We start from the raw sequence: 23,009 nt of genomic DNA on the forward strand, positions 1-23,009 counted from the left end.
AGCTTGTGCTAAGGAAAGCCGCAAAGTGCGGCAATCGAGAGGAAGAGCGCATGGGCGCAGCTCCAGTCGGGGAATTTCGGGAAACTGCGCGGATCGGCTGTCGCCGCCTCGGCAGGGCGACGGCGCTGGTCGCAACGCTTCTCCTCCTCGCGGCCTGCGCGGTGCGCCCGGGCGTCGGCATGCTGAAGGTATCCGACAAGCCGCTCGACGGCGCGACCGACCACACCGTGCTTGTGGCGACAACGCGCGAGCGTGCCGAAACGCCCTACACAATCTACAACGGCCAGCGCGCCGATGTGCTTGATCATGCGATGGCCACCGTTTCCGTTCCGCCGACGCACAAGCCCGGCGAGATCGAATGGGCCTCGATCCCGCCTGGAGATCCGAGAACGGATTTCACCCTGCGCTCCAGCCGCTTTCTGAGCGATGCCGCCTTCCTTGCGGAGGTCAACCGCCAGGTCATGCAGCTTCCCAAAGGCAAGCGAGAGGTCTTCGTCTTCGTTCACGGCTTCAACACGACCTATCCGGAAGCGCTTTACCGTATCGTTCAGCTTCGCCACGATTCCGGCCTGCCGCAGGTGCCGGTGCTCTTCACATGGGCGTCGGCCGGCCGTGTGTCGGACTATCTCTATGACACCAACAGCGCCACCATCGCCCGCGATGCACTGGAGAAAACGCTGCGCACGCTCACCGCTTCCAAGGCGGAAAAGGTCAACGTGCTGGCCCACTCCATGGGGAACTGGGTGCTGACGGAAACGATGCGGCAGATCCGCATCTCCGGGCGACCGTTGCCCGCAGCAAAGATGGGCCTTATCGCGATGGCCGCGCCGGATGTCGATGTCGAGGTCTTCAAGGCGCAGATGAAACGTGTCGGCAAGCCGGACAAGCCGTTCGTCATCCTCGTGTCCAAGGACGACCGGGCGCTGCGGGCGTCCAACTACCTCGCCGGGGGCAAGGGTCGGCTTGGCGCCTATGAGGACGAGGAAGAGCTCGCCCGGCTCGGCGCGGTCATCGTTGACCTGACACAGGTGAAGGCCGGAGATTCAGCAAATCACGGCAAATACACCCAACTCGCCCAGGCGGCGCCCGAGCTCCAGCAGGCGCTCCGCTCGCTGCGTATCGAAAGCAACTCGCAGGGATCGCGAACGGGTGTCGACACCTTCAACAACACGATCGGCGACACCGCGAAGGCCGCGGTAACATTCCCGCTCAAGATCCTGACCGCGCCGCTCACTGCCTTGTCGCGCTAGCACGACCGCCCCACATGAAGCGGGTCTGAGGGAACAAGCGACGAAACGGAGCCCATGACCGCTTCCACAGAAAGCCCCTGCGTCGATATCTGCCGCATCGATGACAACAGCGGATTTTGCATCGGATGCCTGCGCGATCTCGACGAGATCGCCGGGTGGAGCGGCATGAGCGCGGCCACGCGCGCCAAGGTCCTGGCCGCCCTGCCCGCCCGCCGCCGGCTTGTTCCGGAGCAACCGGCATGAGACGCGGACAGATTGTCGGCACCCTGGTGCTCGGCCTCCTACTCGTCGCCATGATCGGCGCGGTGATCGCCTTTTTCGCCGGCAACTCCATGCCGGGTGCCGAGACCTGGGCCTCGGACAAGGCACCGCGCATCGTCTCGCTGGTCGCGATCCTGATCGTCGTCGCCGGAGGCATGCTTGCCGCCCCACCGGCCGTGCCGGATCTGCTGAAGAACATCGTGATATGGCTTTCCCTCGGCTTCCTGCTCGTTGGCGGATACGCCTATCGCGGCGAGCTTGAAGTCGTTGGGCGCAGGATTGTTGGAACGCTGCTTCCCGGCCATCCCATCGCCGACACAGAAAAAGGCACGATCACGGTGATCCGCGACCGGTCGAGCCATTATCGCATCCGCGCCAGCGTCAACGGCGCGCCGGTGGACTTCCTCTTCGATACCGGCGCTTCGGCCATGACGCTGACGGCGCAGGACGCGCGAGCTGCGGGGATAGATCCCGATGCGCTGACCTATACGACGCCGGTCTCGACAGCCAACGGGATGACCATGGTCGCCTCGGTGCGGGTCCAGGATCTGACGATCGATACGCTGCACCTGGGAAACCTGCGCGCCTTCGTCGCCCGCGACGGGGCGCTGGACACAAGCCTGCTCGGCATGAGCGTCCTTGATCGGCTGAAGAGCTGGCGGGTCGAGGGCGACAGGCTCATTCTCCAACCCTGAGGCTGCCTCGCCCCAGCGCGCGCGGAAACGAAAAACGCCCCGTCGATGGACGGGGCGTCTTGACGATGCGATGGCGCGCCGGGAGGTGGTTCAGCCGCCCCAGAGGCTCCAGGCGAAGCGTGCTGCCACGGAGAGCAGGAACACGCCGAAGAAGATTTCCAGCGCGCGCTTGGGCAGCGCGTGGGCGATCTTCACGCCGAAAGGCGCAGCAAAGGTGGTGATCGGAATGATCAGCGCGACGCCGAGCAGATTGACGTAGCCAAGCGAGAAGTTCGGCAGATCAGGGTGCCCCCAGCCGGCCCAGATCATGCCCAGAACACCCGGGATGGAGATCAGAACGCCCGTGCCGGAGGATGTGGCAACGGCCTGGTGGATCGGTCGACCGAAGAGCGTCATGAAGGTGTTGTTCATGACGCCGCCGCCAATTCCCATCAGCGTGGAAAAGAAACCGATCAGCATCCCGCAGATGGCGCGGACCGGATTGCCGGGAATATCGTTGCCGAGCTTCCAGCTGTCGCGGTTCAGAAGCATCCTGAGACCGACGACGACGGCAATGCCGGCGAAGATGCCCTTGAGCCCGTCGCCAGACACATGCGCTGCAACCAGGCTGGCAACCAGCGCACCGGCGGGAACCGGGATGATCCAGCTCTTGAGCAGTTCGAGATCAGCCGCGCCGCGCTTCTTGTGCGCCATGAAGGAGCGGATAGACGTCGGAACAATGATACCCAGCGACGTGGCAACGGAGACGTGCATGCGCACGGATTCATCGACACCCAACCAGGTGAGGAACTGGAACAGGACGGGCACAAGCACGGCCCCGCCCCCGATGCCGAACACACCGGCGAGAAGACCCGCCACCGCTCCGGACGCAACAAGCGCGAAGACGAGGCCGATCACCTCGCCATTGATTGACGACAAATCCATGAATGCCCCCGAATGGCTCGCCAAGGGATGAGCGGTCAGAAGGAACCGGGAGAAGCGGGCGGCGAGCTACCGCGCGGCGGCCCTCGTTGCGCTTGTCTGACCCAGCGGAGTGGATTTGTCCAGCCTGTCCGAGGTCTCGACCTCCACGCAAGCGATCTCCCGCAGCGCCGCATCGAGCACCTCCATGCCGGCTCCAGGCTTCACCGCATCGACCGTGAGCCGCCGCCGCCAGGCCCGCGCGCCGGGCATGCCGTGGAACAGTCCGAGCATATGGCGCATCACCTGGTTGGCGCGCACGCCCTTCGACAATTCCTCGTGAAGAAAGGGGCGGAAGGCTTCCACCGCGGCGAAACGGTCAGCGGCCGGATCATCTTGCGCGCCGAGAAACCGAGTGTCGGCGCGCGCCAGCACCCAGGGGTCATGGTAAGCGGCACGGCCGAGCATCACGCCATCGACCCGGGTGAGATGCGTCTCCGCCTCATCGAGATCGGTTATGCCGCCGTTGATGCCGATGAAGAGGTCCGGCAACCGCTGCTTGAGTCTGTAGACCCGGTCGTAGTCAAGCGGCGGAATATCGCGGTTTTCCTTGGGCGAAAGCCCCTTCAGCCAGGCCTTTCGGGCGTGAACCCAAAGCGCGTCGACATCCGCCGCCACGACCGCATCGGCCACGGCGTCGAGCGCCGGCTCCGGATCCTGGTCGTCCACGCCGATGCGGCACTTCACGGTCACGGGGATGGAAACAGCATCCTTCATCGCCGCGACGCACTCTCCGACAAGCGCCGGTTCGCGCATCAGGCACGCTCCGAAACGCCCCGACTGCACCCGGTCGGAGGGGCAGCCGACGTTGATGTTGACCTCGTCGTAGCCAAAATCCTCGACGATGCGCGCGGCCTCGGCCAGTTCCATGGGATCGGAACCGCCTAGCTGACAGGCCAGCGGATGCTCAAGGTCGCGGAACCTGAGAAGCCGCTCGCGATCCCCGTGGATCACCGCGGCGGAGGCAACCATTTCGGTGTAGAGCAGCGTGTCGCGGCTCAGACTCCGGTGAAAGGCGCGGCAGAACCGGTCGGTCCATTCCATCATGGGCGCCACGGCAACCCGACGCGCACGGAGCTGGCTTGTTGTCTTGGTTTTTTCAGATCGTTCCATGATGCTCTGACAGTCCCGTTCGTGTCCCGCATGTCGCCGCCCGCGCCCGCGCAGGCAGGCAAGAACGCGACCTGAATATCCCAAGCGCCGCCTGGAGGGAACTCCTTGCCGGTCAGTCCATCCACGAAGACAGGGCAAGCGGCGCCAGGTGCGACGCCGCGACCTCACGCAGGATCTCGCCCAGTTTCCTTCCCGACGCGGACATGTCCGCCGCCGTGAGCAGGCGCACCTCCACCGGCGGCGGCTTGGGAAAGCCGGTGTCGTTTCGCAGAACGCTCACTCCCTCGGGTATCCCGTGGCGTGTCCGCAGCGAAATGCCCTTTCCCGCGCGCACCGCCGCCCAGATGCCAGGAAGACTGGGCGTCGTCAGAACCACGCGCCAGTTCAGATTGCCATCCTCAAGGGCTTTCAGGGCCGTCGACCTGAACAGGCACGGGTGATCGAACAGCACCAGTGGAAGCCTGTCCTTGCCGGGACGAACGCGGCAACCGTCGCCGCCCACCCAGAAGGTCGGAAGCGTCGCGATCAGGTCCCCGTGCGCATGGGAGCCTTGCGGGAAAAAGGCGATGGCCGCGTCGAGGCGTCCGGCGTTGACTTCCTCCTCCAGGAGAAAATTGCGCCCCGCCCGCACCTCGACATGCACATTCTCGAGGCGATCCTCGAATGCCGTGATGGTGTCCGGCAAAATGTCCTCGAAGAAATCCTGCGGCAGGCCAAGCTTCACACTGGCCTCGGCCTGGATGACACCAAGGGACACAGCCGCTTCGTCGTTCAAAGCGATGATCTTGCGCGCGAAAGTCAGCAGCACCTCGCCCGCCTCTGTCGGCACCAGTCCCCTGCCCTTGCGCACGAAAAGCGGCACGCCGGCGCGCTCTTCCAGCTTTTTCAATTGCATGCTGATCGCCGACTGGGACCGGCCCAATCTCGAGGCGGCGCGGGTGAAGCTGCCCTGCTCGACACCTTCGACCATCGTGCGCAGGGCTTCCATATCGAAATTACAGATCATCACTTCATCATTTCGAATGCGAAATATCCATATTATTCGTTATTCCAATTCCACTCGACTGTCTAGACAGGAGCCGTTCGACACAACCGATGCCCGGCATGGGGGCCTCCGCGAGGCGGCACAGAATTACTCGCCGGAGCTCATCAGGGAGGAACGATCTTGGACAGAACGCTACTGGATGAACTGGCGAACCTGACCACCCCGCATCTGGCAGATGGATGTCTTGTCACCGGAAACCCGATCCGCATCGCGCCCGCGGGGACGCGGCCTCTGGTCGAGGGCATGCGTTGCTTTGGCCGCGCGCTCCCGGTTCAGCACCTTGGCAGCATAGATATCTTCTTCGAGGCGTTCGAGCAGATGACGGCGGGCGACGTCGTCGTCATCGACAATGGCGGGCGCCTCGACGAAGCCTGCATCGGCGACATCGTCCTGCTCGAGGCAGAAGCCGCGGGCGCGACCGGCTTCGTCGTGTGGGGATGTCACCGCGACAGCAAGGAGCTTGCAGAGATCGGCTTTCCGGTCTTCAGCCTCGGGGCGCTTCCCACCGGTCCGCAGCGTTCCGCCCCTCGCCCCGGCGACGCGCTGTCGCGCGCCACATTCGGACGCAACGACGTCACCCGCAGCGACTTTGTCATCGCTGACGCCAATGGCGCGCTTTTTATCGCCGAGGAGAAGCTCGAGGACGTAATCCGGGCGGCGATGACATACCGGGATGTAGAGGCCACCCAGCTCAAGGCAATGCGCGAAGGCCTCAGCTACCGCAGCCAGACACGGTTCGCCGAGTATCTGGCCAAACGGCAGGCGACCCCCTCCTACGGATTCCGCCAGCACCTGAAGGCGATCGCCGCCGCAGGCGAAGTCTGACACGCGCGGGCCGCCTTACCCCTCAAGAAGCATGAAAGAGAGATAGCAATGACGAGAGCGATCCGCCTCGCACGAACCGGCAGCGCTGATGTCCTGAGCTGGGAAAACGTCGATCCCGGCGCGCCCGGCGAGGGAGAAGTCCTGCTGAGGCAAACGGCCATCGGCGTCAACTTCATCGACATCTATCACCGCACAGGCCTGTATCCGATCCCCTTGCCGGGCGGACTGGGCTCGGAAGCCGCCGGCGTCGTCGAGGCCATTGGTCCTGGCGTCACCAACTTCGCGGTCGGCGACCGCGTCGCCTATGCCGGCGGGCCGGCGGGAGCCTATGCCGAAAAACGCGTCGTGCCGGCCGCCATCCTGCTCAAGGTGCCCCACGCGATCTCCGACAAGGATGCGGCCGGCGTCCTTCTGAAGGGGATGACCGCCGAGTTTCTTCTGCACCGATGCTTCAGGGTTCAGACGGGAGACGCGGTGCTTTTCCATGCCGCCGCCGGGGGCGTCGGGCTTCTTGCCTGCCAGTGGCTCAAGAGCATCGGTGCGATTGCGATCGGCACCGTCAGCTCCGAGGAGAAAGCCGCTCTGGCGAAGCGGAACGGCTGCACCCACACGATCAATTACAAGAGCGAAAACGTCGCCGAGCGGGTCCGCGAGATCACCAATGGCGACGGCGTGTCGGTCGTGTACGATTCCGTCGGCAAGGATACCTGGGATACCTCCCTCGACTGTCTGAGACGTCGCGGGACGATGGTCAGCTTCGGCAACACCACGGGCGCGGTCGCACCCGTCAACATCGCGACGCTGGCAGCAAAGGGCTCGCTCTACGTCACCCGCCCCGTGCTCGGCGCCTACACCGCGACACGGGCGGAGCTGGAGGCGATTTCCTCGCATCTGTTCGACGCTGTCGCCAGCGGCATTCTGCGCCCGAATGTCCAGCAGGTCTTTGCCCTGAAGGATGCGGCCGAGGCTCATCGCCAGCTCGAGACCGGCGGCACGAGTGGTGCGACGGTGCTGATCGCCTGAGCAGCCCCGCCACCGCAGGATGCCTCACCGGGCGGCTTGAGCCGCCCGGTGAGAGGTACTCAGTCGATCCCCATGCACAGGTACTTCATCTCGAGGTAGTCCTCGGCACCATGCCGCGACCCTTCGCGCCCGAGGCCTGACTGCTTGATGCCGCCGAACGGCGCGACCTCGGTCGAGATGAGGCCGGTGTTGATCCCGACCATCCCGGACTCGAGTGCCTCGGCGACACGCCAGACCCGTCCCAGGTCCTTGCTGTAGAAGTAGGATGCCAGGCCGAACTCGGTGTCGTTGGCCAGGGCGATCGCCTCCGCCTCGTCTTCGAAGCGGAACAGCGGGGCGACCGGGCCAAAGGTTTCCTCGCGCGCCACCTTCATGTCGCTGGTGACGCCGCCCAGCACGGTCGGGCGGTAGAAGGTGCCGCCAAGGTTCGAACGGCTGCCGCCCTCCAGAACCTGCGCGCCCTTGGCCAGGGCGTCGGCGACATGATCCTCGACCTTGGCAAGCGCCGCCTCGCTGATCAGCGGCCCCAGATTTACACCGTCTTCAAGGCCATTGCCGAGTTTCAGTTCGCGCACCTTCGCGGCAAGCTTCTCCGCAAACTGATCGTAGACGCCAGACTGGACATAGATGCGATTGGCGCAAACGCAGGTCTGACCGCCATTGCGGTACTTAGCGATCACCGCGCCCTCGACCGCCGCATCGATATCGGCATCGTCGAAGACTATGAAGGGCGCGTTGCCTCCCAGCTCCAGCGACATCTTCTTCACCGTGTCCGCGCACTGCCGCATCAGGATCTTGCCGACGCGGGTCGAGCCGGTGAAGGTGATCTTTGACACCTTCGGATTGGCGCAAAGCTCGGCGCCGATAGCGGCGGAATCCGATGACGGGATGACGTTGAAGATGCCAGCGGGAACGCCCGCGCGCTCGGCCAGAACCGCCATCGCGAGCGCGGAAAGCGGCGTCAGTTCGGCCGGACGGGCAACGAAGGAGCACCCCACCGCCAGCGCCGGAGCCACCTTGCGGGCGATCATCGCATTGGGGAAATTCCACGGTGTGATCGAACCGACCACCCCCACCGGTTGGCGGATAACGACGATACGTTTGTCGGGCTGATGCCCGGGGATCGTCTCGCCGTAGATCCGCTTGGCCTCCTCGGAAAACCACTCGATGAACGAGGCCCCGTAGAGGATCTCGCCGCGCGCCTCGGGCCAGGGCTTGCCCATCTCGGCAGTCAGGATGGTCGCCAGATCGTCGGCGTTTTCCACCATCAGGTCGAACCAGCGACGCAGGACCGCGGCCCGTTCCTTGCCGGTGCGGGCGGCCCAGCCGGGCTGTGCGGCGTGGGCCGCGTCGATGGCACGGGCGGCGTCGCCGGGGTTCAGGTCGGTGACCTCGGCAACCAGATCGCCGGAGGCCGGGTTGTGAACCGGAAAGCTCCGCTCCCCGGCAACCCATGCGCCGTTCACGTAGGCGCGCGTTTCCAGCAGGCTCGCATCCTTCAGACGCAGCGGATTGGTCGACATACCGTCCCTCATTGCTGTTTCAGTCCTGTTGCTTGCGATCCGGCCTCAGATGCCCAGATAGGCCCGCCGGATCCGGTCGTCGTTGAGCAACTCGCGCGCCGCGCCCTCGATCTCGATCGCGCCGGAGGCCATGACATAGGCCCGCTCGGCACTGTGCAGCGCCAGCGAAACGTTCTGCTCCACCAGCAATACGGTAACGCCCGAGCGGTGAATGTCGAGGAACCTCTGGTGCATTTCCTCCACGACCAGCGGCGCAAGCCCGAGGCTCGGTTCGTCGAGGATCAGAAGTTTTGGCTCAAGCATCATGCCGCGGCCGACGGCCACCATCTGCTGTTCGCCTCCCGACATGGAGCCGGCATATTGCGCGCGTCGCTCCTTCAACCGCGGAAAGAGCTCGTAGACACGTTCCAGCGCGTGATGGGCAAAGGCCGGATTCGCGTGCGAATAGGCCCCCATCTTGAGATTTTCCTCGACCGTCATGTCGGGGAAGACATGACGCCCCTCCGGCACATGGGCGATGCCGAGACCCGCGATCTCATGCGCCTTGAGCCTGGTCAGGTCCTCTCCCTCGAAGGCGATCCGGCCGCTGCATTGCGGCAGCAGTCCGGAGATTGCGCGCAGAAGCGTGCTCTTGCCGGCGGTGTTCGCACCGATCACGGCGACGAACTCGTTGCGCGCCACCTCGAGCGACACCCCGTGAAGCACCGGTTGCGCGCCGTAGCCGGCGGTCAACCCGCTCACCTCCAGCAGGATCTCCCGCCCTTGAACAGTCGCCGGCATCAGTGCCCCTCCCCTTCAGTCGAGAAATTGGCGCCGAGATAGGCATCGAGCACCTTCTTGTTGCTCGCGATCTCCTCGGGCGTCCCGTCGGCGATCTTCTCGCCGAAGTTCAGCACGATCAGGCGTTCGCAAAGCTTCATCACGGCCTTCATGTGGTGTTCCACGACGATGAAGGTCATCCCCTCGTCACGCAGGCCGCGAACCAGCTCGATGATCTCCTCCATCTCCGCCGGCGTCAGCGCTGCCATCACCTCGTCCAGCAGCAGGAGTTTCGGCGAGGTGCACAGCGCGCGCGCAACTTCGACACGGGCACGCTCCGGGAAGGACAGGTCCCCGGCACGCTTGTCCGAGATCGCGCCGATGCCGACCCTTTCCAGGGTTTCGGCGGCGAAGGCGCGCGCATCCGACAGGCTGCGGTTTACGAGACCGCCGGTAACCACATTGTCCAGAACGGTCGATTCCGCGAAAAGCGCGACGTTCTGGAATGTCTTGGTCAGGCCGGCCTTGGCCACCCGGTGCGGCTTCAACCCGCCGATGCTCTGTCCGTCGAAAATCACCTCGCCGGAGCTCGGCGGATAGATGCCGACCAGCACGTTGAAGAGGGTCGTCTTGCCAGCGCCATTGGGACCGATCAGGCCGATGATCTCGCCCGGCGACACAGAGAAGCTCACGTCGGAATTGGCCACCAACCCGCCGAAGCGCCGGGTGACATTCCTGACTTCAAGAAGATATTCGCTCATGCCCGGCTCCTCCTGACAAACCGGTCTCGCAGAGACTCGATCATCGCGATCAGGCCATGCGGATTGAGAAGGATGACGACGATCAGCAGCACGCCATAGGCGAATTGCGACAGGCCCGCCACGGAGGCTCCCAGGTAGGAATTCGCCATCTCCTCAAGCGGGATGATCACGAACGCCCCAACCCATGGGCCGTAAAGCCGTCCGGCGCCGCCCAGGATGACGATCAGCGCCATTTTCACCGATATCGTCGCAACCCCGAAGATCGTGTCCGGGTCGAAGAAGAACTGGAACTGCGCATAGAGCGTGCCCAGCATCGCCGTCAGGATGGCCGAAAGGATCGAGGCGTAGAGCTTCACCCGGTAGGTGTTGACGCCGATCACCTCGGCGGCGACCTCGTTTTCCTTGATCGCCCGCAGGCGGTAGCCGAACGCGGATGTCTGGACCAGCCAGAACACAAGTGAGACCAGCAGCATCGCCCCGAGGAACAGATAGTAGTTCGGCAACACGGTCTGGAACTGGAGAGCCCAGATGCCGGCGTCCGGCCGGTAGGGAACCGAGATGCCAACCGGCCCTCCGGTCAGGCTGGTCCAGGAGTTGGCGACGACCCGGGCGACCTCGCCGGCCGCAAGCGTGGCCAGCGCGAAATAGTGGCCCTTCAGCCGAAGCGTCGGCAACGAAAGAACCAGGGCGAACAGTGCCGCGAGCACCATGCCGACAAGGGAGCCAAGGATCGGCGACACACCGAAGGAGCTGAACAGGATGGTGGAACTGTAGGCACCGATGCCGAAATAGGCCGCGTGCCCCAGCGAGATCTGGTTTGCCAGCCCGCCGACGATGTTCCAGGCCTGCCCCATGGCGCAGAACAGCAGCATCAGGCAGAGAATACGCAGCGTGTAGCCAAAGGGGTCCATCGACAGCGGCATGACGATGAGGATCAGGACAACCGCCGCAAGCGCGGCCAGGGAAAGGGTATTCTTGCGTGTCATGAGCGCCTCCGGGCAACGATGCCTTCCGGCCGCAGTGCAAGCACGAGGATGAAGACGGTGAACAGCGCCAGGTTCTGCAACTGGATCGGCATGAACAATGCCGAGAAGGACTGGATGACGCCCACGGCGATGCCGCCGATGATCGCGCCGGTGACCGACCCCAGCCCGCCAAGCACCACGACGGTGAACATCAGCACCGCATAGCCAGAGCCGACGGACGGCGAGGCGGTGATATAGGGCAGAACGACCGAACCGCCGAAAGCGGTGGTACCAACGCCCAGACCAAAGGCGACGGCATACATCAGGTCGGTGTTCACCCCCATCAGCTTGGCCGCCATCGGGTCCTGTGAGGTGGCGCGCATCGCGGTGCCGAAGCGTGTCTTGTTGAGGAAGAGCCAGACCGACCCGCCCGACAGCAGTGCCATCAGAAAGGCATAGAGCTTGTCCATGCCGACCAGCACGCGCTCGCCGCCGTAGGAAAACAGCGTCAGCGACTGGGTCTGATAGGCCGTGGTAACCGAGCGGTATTCCGCGCCCATGATCATGAGCGCGGCGTTTTCCATCGCGAACATCATTCCCACGGTCAGGAAGATCTGCGCGACCTGCGGGGCGCCGAGAACCGGGCGGATCAAGACGCGCTGCACCAGCATTCCGAAGGCGAAGGTGACCGCCAGCGCGATAAAGGCGCCGAGCAGCGGATCAAGGCCAAGGAAGTGCCAGCAAAGCCAGCCGATGAACATGCCGACCATCATGAATTCAGCATGGGCGAAGTTCACGATGTGCATCACGCCGAAAACGAGGCTGAGACCGATCGCCAGCACCGCGTAGACGCCGCCGATCATGATCCCGTCCAGCAATGTCTGTAGCAGGATGATCAATTGTTCCATTATCCCCTCACGAGGTTCGCCGGGAAGGGTGTCCCCTTCCCGGCAGCCTGGATACCCGCTCGCGCGGGGCGCAGATGGTCGGGATCAGAGGCTGTGCCAGACAGCCTCGGCCTTGGCGTATTCGGCCGGCGCGACGGTGACGAGCTCGTTGCCACGCCACTGCACCATCATCGGCACGGCGTGGATGTTGAGGCCGGTCTCGTCGAACTTGATCTTTCCGCCCGACATCACCGTGGCCCAGCCCTCGTCGAAGGTCTCCGAGGCGATCACATCGCGGATCTTGCGCGGGTCGGTCGAGGCCGACTTCTCGAGAGCCGAGGCAAGAACGCCCATGCAGGCCGCGTGTTCCTGTGCCTCGTGGACCATGAAGTAGCCGAAGCGCTCGCGGAACCGGTCGGTGTATTCCGGCGCCTGATCGTAGGCGGCAGGCGAGATCGACAGGACGTCGTCCGCCAGTTCGCCGAGACCGTTGCGGAAGTCCGGGATGATGTAGCCCGCCGCGCCGCCAATGGTCGGCAGGTTGATGCCCTGCTGCCGCATGTTGCGGATGATCAGGAGGCTGTCGTTGAGATAGGAGACCGGGAACACCGCCTGGGCCTCGGTCCGGCGCAGCTGGTTGATCAGCGGCGAGACGTCGGTGATGCCGAGCGGATAGGCCTCGTCCATCACCACCTCGACGCCATGCGCCGCCGCCGAGTTGCGCAATCCCTTGGCCTGTGACGTGCCGTAGGCCGTGTCCTCGTACATGATCGCGATCTTGGTGATCTTATCACCGGCCTTTTGGGCGAGGTCCAGCGTGTGGGTGATCGTTGCGTCGCCCAGCTGCGAGGCCTTGGACACCACCTGGAAGATGTTGTGGAAGCCGCGGCCGGTCACCTGATCCGAGAACGACATGGTCAGCAGCGGCACGCCGCGCCTTTCGGTGACCTCGGAGATCGCCAGCGTCAGCGACGAGGCGAACGCACCGAGCACGGCGCAGACGCCGTCCTGAGACATCATTCTCTGCGCCACCGTGGCGGCCTGCGTCGGGTTCGACGTGGCGTCGGAGACGATCAGATTGATCTGCGCTCCGCCCAGCGACTTGATGCCGCCGGCGGCGTTGATCTCGTCGGCCACAAGCTGGATGCCATTGCGCGAGTTGATGCCGAACTGGGCATTGGCTCCCGACAGCGGCTGAATCACGCCGACGTTGATCGTGTCGGCAGCAAACCCGCGGCGCGCATAGAACGGCATGGCCACGGCCGTTGCGGCACCGGCGGCCAAAACCTGCCGGCGCGACAGGCGGAATCCTGATTTCGACTTGTCCTTGGTCATCTCGTCTCCTCCCAAGATAGGTTGCCCGGACTGTCGCGCCGGGCGTTGCGCAAATCAGATTCCCATTTCGTCGAAGACGTCCTGGGCGGTACGGAAACTGTCGATGCCGGCCGGCACGCCGCAGTAGATGGCGATCTGCAACATGATCTCGCGGATCTCATCCTTGGTGAGACCGTTGTTGATCGCGCCGCGCACGTGCAGGCGCAGTTCGTGGCTGCGGCCGAGAGCCGAGATCATGCCGAGGTTGAGGATCGAGCGCTCGCGGCGTCCGAGGCCGGGGCGGTTCCAGACCTCGTCCCAGCAGTATTCGGTCACGAGCTGCTGCATCGGCCAGTTGAAGTCGGTCGCCTTGTTGACGGAGGCGTTGACGTAATCCTCCCCCAGCACCTCGCGGCGGGTCTTGAGGCCGGCGTCGAATTTCTCGCCAGCCGGCGTGCCGTCAGGGCGCTTGGTCGTCGTGCTCATCTCAATTTCCTTCAGTTTCTCTCAGGTAGGGGTGTGTCGATGGGGCCGGCAGCCAGCAACGTCAGAGCTTCGTCCAGGTAGCTGGCGAAAAGATCGGGGTGCTCGCTCATCGGGAAATGCCCGAGATCGGGCATGACGATCTGCCGGGCACCCGGCATCAGTGCACAGAGCCGCGCGCCATCTTCGGGCGTCGCGGAATAGTCGTAGGCGCCCGACAGAAGAACGACGGGAAGCCGTCGCGCATCGATGGCCGGGGCAACCTCGGCGCCATCGAACTCGAGCGAATAGAACGCCAGATCCGCCTGATAGATGCCCGGCGCGGCCTGGGAGTAGATCCAGCCAGCGCGGCGGCGGTAGCCTTCCGGCGAAGTCGGCGCCATCAAGCCGCGCACAAAGGCGCCATTGTGAAGACCGGCATGAACCGCGACATCGTTCTGCCCGCGGTTGATCCGGCCGGTGGCGCGAAACGGCGGCTCGATTGGCAGCGCCGCGCACAGCAACTCCGGCGCGCGCGCGGCGCAAAGCAGCGTCACTGCCGCTCCCATGGAACACCCGGCAAGGATCGCCGGCCGACCGACGACCTGCGCCAGATAGGCCTTCACCCAGTCGAGATAGCGTGCGGCGGTCAACCGGTAGGGCGCGCCGTCCCAATCGAGCGGCGGAAGCGACCTTCCGTGAAACGGCATATCGGGGGCATGAAGCTCATAGCCGGCCCCAAGCGCCGTATCGGCAAGCTGGGCCTGAAACTGGCGCGCATCCGCCCCGGCCGTATGCAGGAACACCAGCGGCGTGGCGCCCGGCTTGCCGGAAATATCCGTATAGATCTCGAGCGGACCCTCGGCACATTCGAGCGTCAGATAGCGCCCAGCGACCCCCATGAGGTTGCGGGAACGCACCGGCGCGGCTTTTTCCGGGGCTGCGAGCGCGAGTTCGAAGACGCGCTCCAGCGCGGCGCGCGCCTGGGCGAGCAAAAGCGCGTCCCCGCTGGTCGCGACAGCCGGATTGGCGATCTGCAACGCCGTGAACCCTTGATGGCGCGGCGGCGGCGGCGTTTCCACCATTCGTCGAAGCACGTCGGGATCAAGCACAAGCTCCAGACCCGCAGGTGCCTGCGGATCGGCGAGACCGAAGCGACAATCGCGAATGACGACAACCGCGCGATCCGGGCCGCAGCGGATTGCAAGCGTGCAATCCAGACCCGATGAAAGCCGCTCGAGCTCGGCATCACCCGAGATCCCGGCAAGACGCCCGACAAGGATATCGAAGAGCTCAGTCACGGTGGGAAATCGCATCGACGTAGCGGTAGATTTCGGTGTGATCGGCACCGTTGTCCAGCGCCTCCGTTGCGGCGTTCCACTCCTGCGAAGTCAGGGACAGGAGGCCCATCTGCAGGCCCATGTCCCGCGCAAGTCCCGCCGCAATGCCGATGTCCTTCGACATCAACGACATATCGAAGCCGGAATTGAAGGCCCCCGACAGGATGAACCTCTTCACCTTGTTCTCGGTGGTGTTGTTGCGGCCGGTGGAGGCGTTGAGAATGTCCGTGATGACGTCCTGATCCAGGCCGAAGTCCCGCCCGACGATCAGGGCTTCCGCGGCGGCGAGCGCGCCGGCGGCGGAGACATAGTTGTTCAGCACCTTGATCACATGGCCCGCGCCGAGCTTGCCGGCGCGAAAGACCCGAGCCCCCATCGCCTCGAGGCAGGGCATGGCCCGGTCGACAGCATCGCCGCCGGCCATGATGGCCAGAGTGCCGTCGACAGCCTTGCTCACGCCGCCGGAGACAGGCGCGTCGACAAGGGAAAGCCCGCGCGCTTCGAGCACCTCGGCGAGTTTCAGCGTATCGCCGGGAACTGAGGAGCTCATGTCGATGACAAGCGCGCCCGGCGCGACATCGGCGAGCGCCTGCTCATCGCCGATCAGGCAGGAGGCGACGATGGCCGAGGTCGGCAGCATCGTGATGACGATGGCCTTGCCGGCAGCAGCGGCCCTGGCGGTGTCGGCCACCTTGCCGCCCTTTGCCGCAAAGCTTGCCCGCGCCGCTTCCGAACGATCGTATCCGGTGACGTCGAACCCGGCGGCGACCAGGTTTGCAGCCATTGGCAGACCCATCCGGCCAAGACCGATGAAAGCGACCGATCCAGTGAGCTTGCCAACCTGCGCGGACATCCATGCACCTCCCGTTGAGCGGCCACGACGGCCGCGTGCAAGGGATGGCTAGCAGATTGTCTGACAAACTTGCAAGCTGAAAATCTGTCTCACGGACAGAACCACCCCGCCGGAGCGGTGTCGCGGCGGCTATCGCTTGCTCAGGATATGAAGGGCGACCTTGCTGCTCTCATCGACATGGCGGACGCTTGCAAGGCGCGCCGCATCGGCGTCGCGCGCACAGATTGCCGCCGTCACCTCACGGATCTCCTGCACGCTCTTCGGCAACCGATCCGGCTGTGTCATGGTTGTCGAGCGCAGGAGGGTCACCCGGTTGTGCAGCGAGGTCAGAACGCTTTCCACGAATGTGTTTCGCGCGCCCTGGATCAGGCAGCGATAGAATTCCGTCTTTCGCGCGACCAGTTCCGCCGTGTCGGCCTTGTCCTTTGCCGCGCGGGCAAAGGCGTCGCAGGCCTCCTGCAAGCGGCGGTGCTCCTCGTCCGTGCCATGGATCGCGAATTCAGCCCCGCAGAACCCCTCAAGCAGGGCCCGGAAGGTGTAGAGCTGCTGCGCCTCCTCGTAGGTCACCTTGCTGACGAAGGGACCGCGATGCGGCTCCGTCTGGATCAGGCCCTCCGCCTCAAGCTGGCGCAGCGCTTCACGAACCGAGGTGCGTCCGACATCGAACATCTCGCAAAGCTCGCGTTCAACCAGCCGGTCCCCGGGCCGAAAATGACCGAGCGAGATCAACTCCCGCAGCTTTTCCTCAACCAGATGCCGAATCGTGGCGCGTTGCTTGGAAATTTTCAGCACCGGCTTGTCCATGAACTGCTCAACTCCTTCGTCTCGAGGCACGCGCCCCGTGCATCCCCGCCCCTCACCGGCATACCCCACCGGCGGGACCCACTCGGATGTCATTTCGTATTTTGTCTGATTTATCGCATTGTCAGACAAACTGCACATGTGTCATGTCTTAGCACGACTTCCGGGACGAACACAGGCTGAACGCATATGACCCTGTCAGATCAGAAGAATTCGCCCAGGTCCGCTGACTGGGAGGTCATCGCCCTGCGCTACGCATCCAAGAAGCTTCCCGCCAGCCACGCCCTTCTCGACCCTGATCCACACGAGTGCGAACACCAGCTCGACTATTTTGTCTGGCTCTGCCGCAACGGCGAGCGGACGGTGCTGGTCGACACCGGATTCGACCGGATCGAGGGCGAAAGCCGTGGCCGTGTCATGCAGATCCATCCCGTCGACGCGCTCGCCAGAATCGGCGTTGCCGCAGCGGACATTACCGACATTTTCATAACTCACCTGCATTACGATCACGCAGGAAACCTGAAATATTTCCCGAATGCCACCATTCATCTTCAAGATTCTGAGATGAGCTACGCAACGGGGCGCTGCATGTGCCACGCACGCATGCGAAAACCCTTTGCCGTCGCGGATGTCACGACTGCCGTCGAGTTGGTCTATCGTGACAGGGTGCGATTCCACGACGGCGACTACCGGTTGTTCCCGGGGCTTCAGGCAAAACACGTCGGTGGACATTCGAAAGGACTTCAGATCCTGGTCGTCGACGGTGATGCACCACTCGTGATCGCCTCCGACGCCGTGCATCTCAGAAAATACCTGCAAACCGACGAGATCTTCCCGATGTTCAGCAACTACCTCGAGACAGTCGAGGGATACCGCGTGCTGCGCGAGATGATGGACGAAGGAGCGGAGATCCTCCCCGGCCATGATCCAGATGTCGTGACGCTCTATCCGCGCGTGGAACCGGACTGGGAAGACGCCGTGATTGTCCGCAAACGCGGGGCCTGAGCCCTCCCCGTCGTCACCGCCCAGGGTCGGCAGGTCGCCAGAAGCATGCAAAAGCCCCGCGCGGTACGGACCGCGCGGGGCTCTGTCGTTCAGTCCCGGCCAGACGGGATCAGTCGACCCGGTCGAGCACGTCGGCAAGCGTCTCGGCCATGCGGGCGATCTGCCCCGGCTCGACGATCAGCGGCGGCGACATGGCAATGGTGTCGCCGGTGAAGCGAACCATCACACCCTCGTCGAAGCAGCGGGTGAAGACATCATAGCCACGCGCACCGGGCTTGTTGTCACGAGCCGAAAGCTCGACACCGGCGACAAGGCCGATGGTGCGGATGTCGACCACATTCGGCTTGCCACGAAGCGCGTGCATCGCCTTCGCCCAGGTCTCCTCAAGCTCGGAACCGCGTGTGAGAAGCCCCTCGCGCTCGTAGATGTCGAGAACGGCCATGCCGGCGGCACAGGCGACCGGATGCCCCGAATAGGTGTAGCCATGGGCAAGCTCGATGGCCGCCTCGTCACCCTGCATCAGCGCATCGTGGACGTGGCCCTGCGTGAAGACCGCGCCCATCGGCAGGACGCCGTTGGTCAGCCCCTTCGCCGTCGTGAAGATGTCCGGACGAACACCGAAACGGTCCACTGCGAACGGTGCGCCGAGGCGGCCGAAACCGGTGATGACCTCATCGAAGATGAGCAGGATGCCGTGGCGGTCACAGATTGCGCGCAGGCGCTCCAGATAGCCCTTCGGCGGCAGCAGAACTCCGGTGGAGCCGGCAACCGGCTCCACGATCACGGCCGCGATCGTGTCAGCGCCATGCAGCGCGACGAGCTTCTCCAGGTCATCGGCGAATTCGGCGCCGTATTCCGGCTGGCCGACGGAGAAGGCGTTCCGCGCCGGATCGTGGGTGTGGCAGATGTGGTCGACGCCGCCCAGCAGCGTGCCGAACTGACGCCTGTTGCCAACGATACCGCCAACCGAAGTGCCGCCGAAGCCGACGCCATGGTAGCCGCGCTCGCGGCCGATCAGCCGGGTGCGCGTGCCTTCGCCACGGGCGCGGTGGTAGGCAAGCGCGATCTTCAGCGCGGTATCGGCCGACTCCGAGCCCGACCCGGTGAAGAAGACATGGTCGTAGCCGCCCGGCGCGAGATGCGTCAGGCGCTCGGCGAACTCGAAGGCGATCGGATGGCCGATCTGGAACGACGGCGCATAATCCATCGTCATGAGCTGCTTGTGGACCGCGTCAGCGATCTCCTGTCGGCCGTGGCCGGCGTTGCAGCACCAAAGGCCGGCGGTGCCGTCGAGGATCTCGCGACCGTCGGCGGCCTTGTAGTACATGCCCTTCGCCTCGGCGAGGAGCTTGGGAGAGGCCTTGAAGCGCCGGTTCGACGTGAACGGCATCCAGTAGGCGTCGAGCGGGCGGTTGTGGCCGGCGTCGGCAGACATGTGATCCATGATCGATCCTCCAGAAAATTCCCCTGCCACCAATGAACACGCAAAGAGATCGGGAAACAGCCTGTTTCTTCTCTCGCGCAACATATTGATATAACTTGGTACGAGCCGCAAACGTTCAGGATCGTGAACAGGAAAATCGACAAATGCCGGCAATGACGGACGAAGACGGGTTCGTGCGCACCCTCGGGCCGAAGCTCAAGGCCATCCGCCTTGCGCGCGGGCTCTCGCAACGGGCGCTGGCGCGCAAGGCGGGCGTGACCAACGCGACGATCTCGCTGATCGAATCGGGGCGCATGAACCCGTCGGTCAGCGCCCTGAAGCGGGTGCTCGACGGCGTGCCCATCGGGATAGCCGAGTTCTTCGCGTATGAGCCCGAACCGGAAGAGCAGGTGTTCTTCGCCGCCGAAGAACTGACCGAAATCGGCAAGGGTGGGATTTCCTACCGCCAGGTCGGCGGCGCGCTTTTCGCCCGCAGCCTGCAGATCCTGCATGAAACCTACCAGCCAGGCGCCGACACGGGTCGCGTCATGCTGACCCATGCCGGCGAAGAGGGCGGCGTCGTCATCAGCGGCAGGCTGGAGGTCACCGTCGGCGAGACACGCAAGATCCTTGGCCCGGGAGATGCCTATCTCTTCGCAAGCACAAGCCCGCATCGCTTTCGCGCTGTCGGCCCGGCCCCTTGCGTCGTCGTCAGCGCCTGCACGCCGCCGACGTTCTGAGACAGGCGGACAGGATCACTCCTCGTCGCGTCGGGACCAAAGGCCCTGCGAGGTAAGAACCACCAGCATCAGCAGATAGAGCCAGGCCGCGCCCAGAACCGTGACAATGAGAACCGGGTAGCCGAATGTGAACACGGCGATCAGCCACAAGGCGAAGATGTTGGCGGCGAACGCCCAACGCTCCATCTCACCACCCAGACGGGCGCTCCTCAGAAAGAAGCCGAAGACGGGAACGTATTCGAGAAGGCGGATTGCTCCACCCGGCGCGGGCGTCGCGGCCGCGGCACTGGCAGGGGTCGTCATATTGGAATGTCCGTCCGTTGCGTTGGTTGCGTTCGTGCGCCCCAACCGGCCGGTTCGCCCTTCGGGCGAAATCAGGCCAGCCCTCCTGGGGCGCGGAACCAACTTTGACGTGGACGCGCATCCAATCCCATGCGACCGCCCGCCACTGCGACAATATGTACGCGTTTCCCCGCACTTACGGAGACACATCCGGATCAGCGGCAGTAGGGGCTCCGCCTCGGCTTGGTGTCGAAGTGCATGTGGTCGTCGTGATAGGCATCGCTTCCCGGCCCAAGAACCGTCGTGAACGGGCCGCAGGCCGCCTTGCGCACGGCGCGCTGGAACCTTGCGTCAACCGTCATGTCCTTGTCCGCACGCGGGAGCACCGAAAAATTGCCACCATCCGCCAGCGTCACTCCGCGCATGTCGAGGGCGCGGCCAAAGGCATGCTCGGAGAGCCGGGCGCCCGGCTGCCGGTTGCGCCCGCGACACTCATACGCACCAGCAACGCGGATCGTTGAGATGCCTGTCCCGTAGTGCTTGCTGGCGAGTTCCGACAAGGTTCCGGATACGAAGTCCGCAACCTTTCGCGCCGTGTCGCAGGCAAGGATCGGCGCCGGATCGAACAGCACCGCTCCCATCGAGGAAAGCTCCACCGGCTCCTCGACGCCACAGCGCGCCTGTGTCACCGCATCCGGGCGGGCGACGACCTTGGCCCCCCTTGCCCTCAGGTCGCCAAGACATGAGGAGGTGGCTTCGGGCTTCGCAACCTCCGCTTCCGGGGCCGGCTCGGGTGTCGGAGCCGCAGAGCCGAGCGGCAAAGGCTTGTCCCTGGGTTTTTCCGCGGGCTTTCCAGCGGTTTTTTCCGCCGCGGTCTCCGCCGGAGCCGGTTCGGGCAGAGCGGGAGGATTGACGACTGCATCTTCCGCTGGCTTGTCACGCGGGTGCGGCGTATCGGCAGCCTCCGCCGGCAGGACGGACAGGCAGCCGGCGACCAGCGCCAGAGCAAGCAATCCACTCCATGGGGCAGACAAGCCCACAAGCAGCCGCGCGCGAGAGGCAATCGCACCGCCATATCCGCCGTGATCTTCGCACCGCGTCCTGCGTTCAGTCATTCCTCTCGCCGCTCCTGTTTCAGCGTACCGCCGATGCGCGCCCGCTCTGCTCATTCCTGTGCCCCGCCTGAAGGAAACGCCTGACGCCGCTGTATTGTTCCGCAAGCACCTGCGATCGCGCGCACTCGGAACCTCGCGCGCCCTTGCAGCAATGGCAAGGCGACGCGATGGACAGGCGCGCGCTTGCGTATATCCTCTTGCGCAAAGCCCGTGCGCCGCAGACGGGACACATGGAGGAAGAGCCCGCTTGCGTGCTCTTCCCGGCAAAGGGGGTATTGTGTACTTCAACGCTTTCACGGCACGCATACACGTTCTGGTGCGCGGTTTCTTCTTCCTGCCGGGACTGCTGGCCGTTCTGGGCGTGCTTCTGGCGGTTGCCACGGTCGCGGTCGACCGCAGCAGCATCGCCACCAGCCTGTTCGACTACGTCGCCTTCCTGAACATCAGCGCCGATGGCGCCCGGTCAGTGCTCAGCACCATTGCCGGCGCCATGATGACGGTGCTCAGCCTCGTCTATTCGCTGACCCTGGTGGTCTTCACCCTGGCCGCCGGCAACATCGGACCGCGCCTTCTTGAGACATTCACCGACAACCGCGTGAACCAGACGACCATCGGCCTGCTCGGGGCGACGTTCCTGCACGCGCTCATCGTTCTCTACATCGTCGGCGATGATGACGTTCCGCGCTTCGCGGTGGCGACCGCTATCGTGCTGGCGACCGTAAGCTTCTTCTGGCTTGTCTATTTCGTTCACGACACGGCACGCCGGGTCATGGTCGACAACGAGATCGCCCGCACGCAACGCAAACTGCGTTCGACAATCGAACGGCTCCTGTCGGACGAACCCCGCGAGGAACCCGACGACAGGGAAGCGCTTCCGAAAGAAGACGGGGCTCCCGTGCCGGCGGCCCGCTCCGGCTACATCACGGCCATCGGGACCGCCCCGCTTCTCAGCGAAGCCTCCGCCAAGGACGGTTTCATCCGCATTGTGGCGGTGCCCGGGCATTTTGTCATCCAGGGCCAGCCGATCGCCTATGTCTATGGCGAGATCGAGGGCGACCGCGTGCGCAGAGCCGTGCGGATCGAGGATGCCCGCACCCCGGACGGCGACATGCAGTTCGCCATCCATCTGACCCTCGAGATCGCGCTCAGGGCGCTTTCTCCCGGCATCAACGATTCCTATACGGCGATCAGTTCCATCGACCAGCTTTCAGCCTCGCTCGCCCTCATCCTGCAGCGCGGCGTACCGTCCTCGCTGATCTGCGACAGCGACGGAAAGCCGCGTGTCTGGGTTGAGCTCCTGGAGGTGAAAGACATGGTCGGCACGGCGTTGCATCCCCTGCGTCGCGTCACGCGCGGCAACGTCATGGTCACCATGCGTCTCGTCGATGCGGTCGGGCGCATGGCGCTGGTGACGCGGCGCCATCACGCGCCGATCCTGGCCGAGCACCTCCTGCTGATCGCATCCGGAGCCTGCAGATCCGTCGATACGCGCGAAGATCGCACCGCCATCGCCGAGTTGATCCGACGCGCCCGGCGATCGATTCACGCCGCGCGCCGCCGCCACTGAAACGCAGGACGCCGCTAGGTATCTCCCGGCGGCGTCTTCG

At 64.4% G+C, this 23,009-nt stretch carries 24 protein-coding genes; 8 read left to right on the forward strand and 16 right to left on the reverse strand.

What is annotated here, in order from left to right:
* Positions 1-50 precede the first annotated feature (50 nt).
* From ACSLUQ_RS08310 to ACSLUQ_RS08320, 3 genes are read left to right on the forward strand one after another with little or no spacing between them, the layout of a single operon-like run.
* Entirely contained in the window at positions 51-1,250 is a 1,200-nt protein-coding gene (locus tag ACSLUQ_RS08310) for an alpha/beta hydrolase (RefSeq protein ID WP_417772726.1), read from the forward strand.
* A 54-nt stretch (positions 1,251-1,304) separates the two neighbouring features.
* Positions 1,305-1,493, forward strand: a complete 189-nt coding sequence (locus tag ACSLUQ_RS08315; protein ID WP_461808228.1) for a DUF1289 domain-containing protein — start codon at positions 1,305-1,307, stop codon at positions 1,491-1,493.
* Positions 1,490-2,206, forward strand: coding sequence for a retropepsin-like aspartic protease family protein (locus tag ACSLUQ_RS08320; RefSeq protein WP_417772724.1), 717 nt, complete (start codon positions 1,490-1,492; stop codon positions 2,204-2,206). Before ACSLUQ_RS08315 ends, ACSLUQ_RS08320 begins: the two co-directional genes overlap by 4 nt.
* Positions 2,207-2,296: 90 nt before the next feature.
* Here the strand turns inward: ACSLUQ_RS08320 and ACSLUQ_RS08325 are convergent, their stop codons facing one another.
* From ACSLUQ_RS08325 to ACSLUQ_RS08335, 3 genes are all read right to left on the reverse strand, one after another.
* Positions 2,297-3,130, reverse strand: coding sequence for a sulfite exporter TauE/SafE family protein (locus ACSLUQ_RS08325; protein WP_461808229.1), 834 nt, complete (start codon positions 3,128-3,130; stop codon positions 2,297-2,299).
* Between the two features lie 66 nt (positions 3,131-3,196).
* A complete protein-coding gene (gene dusA / locus ACSLUQ_RS08330; RefSeq protein ID WP_461808230.1) occupies positions 3,197-4,279 on the reverse strand; it encodes a tRNA dihydrouridine(20/20a) synthase DusA in 1,083 nt (360 codons plus the stop codon).
* A 112-nt stretch (positions 4,280-4,391) separates the two neighbouring features.
* Positions 4,392-5,285, reverse strand: a complete 894-nt coding sequence (locus tag ACSLUQ_RS08335; RefSeq protein WP_461808231.1) for a LysR family transcriptional regulator — start codon at positions 5,283-5,285, stop codon at positions 4,392-4,394.
* Between the two features lie 159 nt (positions 5,286-5,444).
* On the opposite strand from ACSLUQ_RS08335, the gene ACSLUQ_RS08340 reads away from it, so the two are divergent.
* Together ACSLUQ_RS08340 and ACSLUQ_RS08345 are read left to right on the forward strand one after the other, a co-directional pair.
* On the forward strand, positions 5,445-6,149 hold the full coding sequence (locus ACSLUQ_RS08340) for an RraA family protein (RefSeq protein ID WP_461808232.1): 705 nt from the start codon (positions 5,445-5,447) through the stop codon (positions 6,147-6,149).
* Positions 6,150-6,197: 48 nt separating this feature from the next.
* Complete coding sequence (locus ACSLUQ_RS08345; RefSeq protein ID WP_461808233.1) at positions 6,198-7,172, forward strand: quinone oxidoreductase family protein; 975 nt, start codon at positions 6,198-6,200, stop codon at positions 7,170-7,172.
* A 59-nt stretch (positions 7,173-7,231) separates the two neighbouring features.
* Here the strand turns inward: ACSLUQ_RS08345 and ACSLUQ_RS08350 are convergent, their stop codons facing one another.
* The 10 genes from ACSLUQ_RS08350 to ACSLUQ_RS08395 form a co-directional block, all read right to left on the reverse strand.
* Complete coding sequence (locus ACSLUQ_RS08350) at positions 7,232-8,707, reverse strand: NAD-dependent succinate-semialdehyde dehydrogenase (protein WP_417772718.1); 1,476 nt, start codon at positions 8,705-8,707, stop codon at positions 7,232-7,234.
* Between the two features lie 33 nt (positions 8,708-8,740).
* Entirely contained in the window at positions 8,741-9,445 is a 705-nt protein-coding gene (locus ACSLUQ_RS08355; RefSeq protein WP_461808483.1) for an ABC transporter ATP-binding protein, read from the reverse strand.
* Positions 9,446-9,474: 29 nt separating this feature from the next.
* Positions 9,475-10,215 carry an ABC transporter ATP-binding protein gene (locus tag ACSLUQ_RS08360; protein ID WP_417772717.1) on the reverse strand — a complete coding sequence of 247 codons (741 nt, stop codon included), beginning with the start codon at positions 10,213-10,215 and terminating at the stop codon, positions 9,475-9,477.
* Positions 10,212-11,201: a branched-chain amino acid ABC transporter permease gene (locus ACSLUQ_RS08365; RefSeq protein ID WP_461808234.1), complete on the reverse strand. Its 990-nt coding sequence runs from the start codon at positions 11,199-11,201 to the stop codon at positions 10,212-10,214. Before ACSLUQ_RS08365 ends, ACSLUQ_RS08360 begins: the two co-directional genes overlap by 4 nt.
* Complete coding sequence (locus ACSLUQ_RS08370; protein WP_461808235.1) at positions 11,198-12,088, reverse strand: branched-chain amino acid ABC transporter permease; 891 nt, start codon at positions 12,086-12,088, stop codon at positions 11,198-11,200. The genes ACSLUQ_RS08365 and ACSLUQ_RS08370 overlap by 4 nt, the downstream gene beginning before the upstream one ends.
* A gap of 84 nt (positions 12,089-12,172) precedes the next feature.
* On the reverse strand, positions 12,173-13,402 hold the full coding sequence (locus ACSLUQ_RS08375) for an ABC transporter substrate-binding protein (RefSeq protein WP_417772714.1): 1,230 nt from the start codon (positions 13,400-13,402) through the stop codon (positions 12,173-12,175).
* 54 nt (positions 13,403-13,456) lie between these two features.
* On the reverse strand, positions 13,457-13,867 hold the full coding sequence (locus ACSLUQ_RS08380; protein WP_417772713.1) for a carboxymuconolactone decarboxylase family protein: 411 nt from the start codon (positions 13,865-13,867) through the stop codon (positions 13,457-13,459).
* Between the two features lie 11 nt (positions 13,868-13,878).
* Complete coding sequence (locus ACSLUQ_RS08385; RefSeq protein WP_461808236.1) at positions 13,879-15,144, reverse strand: alpha/beta fold hydrolase; 1,266 nt, start codon at positions 15,142-15,144, stop codon at positions 13,879-13,881.
* Positions 15,137-16,036 (reverse strand): NAD(P)-dependent oxidoreductase, encoded by a 900-nt coding sequence (locus tag ACSLUQ_RS08390; RefSeq protein ID WP_461808237.1) that lies wholly within the window; start codon positions 16,034-16,036, stop codon positions 15,137-15,139. The genes ACSLUQ_RS08385 and ACSLUQ_RS08390 overlap by 8 nt, the downstream gene beginning before the upstream one ends.
* Positions 16,037-16,165: 129 nt before the next feature.
* Complete coding sequence (locus tag ACSLUQ_RS08395) at positions 16,166-16,840, reverse strand: GntR family transcriptional regulator (protein ID WP_417772710.1); 675 nt, start codon at positions 16,838-16,840, stop codon at positions 16,166-16,168.
* A 186-nt stretch (positions 16,841-17,026) separates the two neighbouring features.
* Between ACSLUQ_RS08395 and ACSLUQ_RS08400 the strand changes: the two genes are divergently transcribed.
* A complete protein-coding gene (locus ACSLUQ_RS08400) occupies positions 17,027-17,842 on the forward strand; it encodes an N-acyl homoserine lactonase family protein (protein ID WP_461808238.1) in 816 nt (271 codons plus the stop codon).
* A 109-nt stretch (positions 17,843-17,951) separates the two neighbouring features.
* On the opposite strand, the gene aptA is transcribed toward ACSLUQ_RS08400, so the two are convergent.
* The gene (aptA, locus tag ACSLUQ_RS08405; protein ID WP_461808484.1) at positions 17,952-19,277 is read right to left on the reverse strand and encodes an omega-aminotransferase AptA; all 1,326 of its coding nucleotides are present in this window, start codon (positions 19,275-19,277) and stop codon (positions 17,952-17,954) included.
* Between the two features lie 161 nt (positions 19,278-19,438).
* Between aptA and ACSLUQ_RS08410 the strand changes: the two genes are divergently transcribed.
* Positions 19,439-20,005, forward strand: a complete 567-nt coding sequence (locus tag ACSLUQ_RS08410; protein ID WP_417772837.1) for a cupin domain-containing protein — start codon at positions 19,439-19,441, stop codon at positions 20,003-20,005.
* A 15-nt stretch (positions 20,006-20,020) separates the two neighbouring features.
* Here the strand turns inward: ACSLUQ_RS08410 and ACSLUQ_RS08415 are convergent, their stop codons facing one another.
* Positions 20,021-20,308, reverse strand: coding sequence for a hypothetical protein (locus tag ACSLUQ_RS08415; RefSeq protein WP_417772708.1), 288 nt, complete (start codon positions 20,306-20,308; stop codon positions 20,021-20,023).
* A 194-nt stretch (positions 20,309-20,502) separates the two neighbouring features.
* Complete coding sequence (locus ACSLUQ_RS08420) at positions 20,503-21,402, reverse strand: extensin-like domain-containing protein (protein WP_461808239.1); 900 nt, start codon at positions 21,400-21,402, stop codon at positions 20,503-20,505.
* Positions 21,403-21,679: 277 nt separating this feature from the next.
* Here ACSLUQ_RS08420 and ACSLUQ_RS08425 point away from each other — a divergent pair, with 277 nt between their 5' ends.
* Positions 21,680-22,969: a DUF2254 domain-containing protein gene (locus ACSLUQ_RS08425; RefSeq protein ID WP_461808240.1), complete on the forward strand. Its 1,290-nt coding sequence runs from the start codon at positions 21,680-21,682 to the stop codon at positions 22,967-22,969.
* Positions 22,970-23,009 lie beyond the last annotated feature (40 nt).

This window comes from Stappia sp. ICDLI1TA098 (assembly GCF_054880955.1).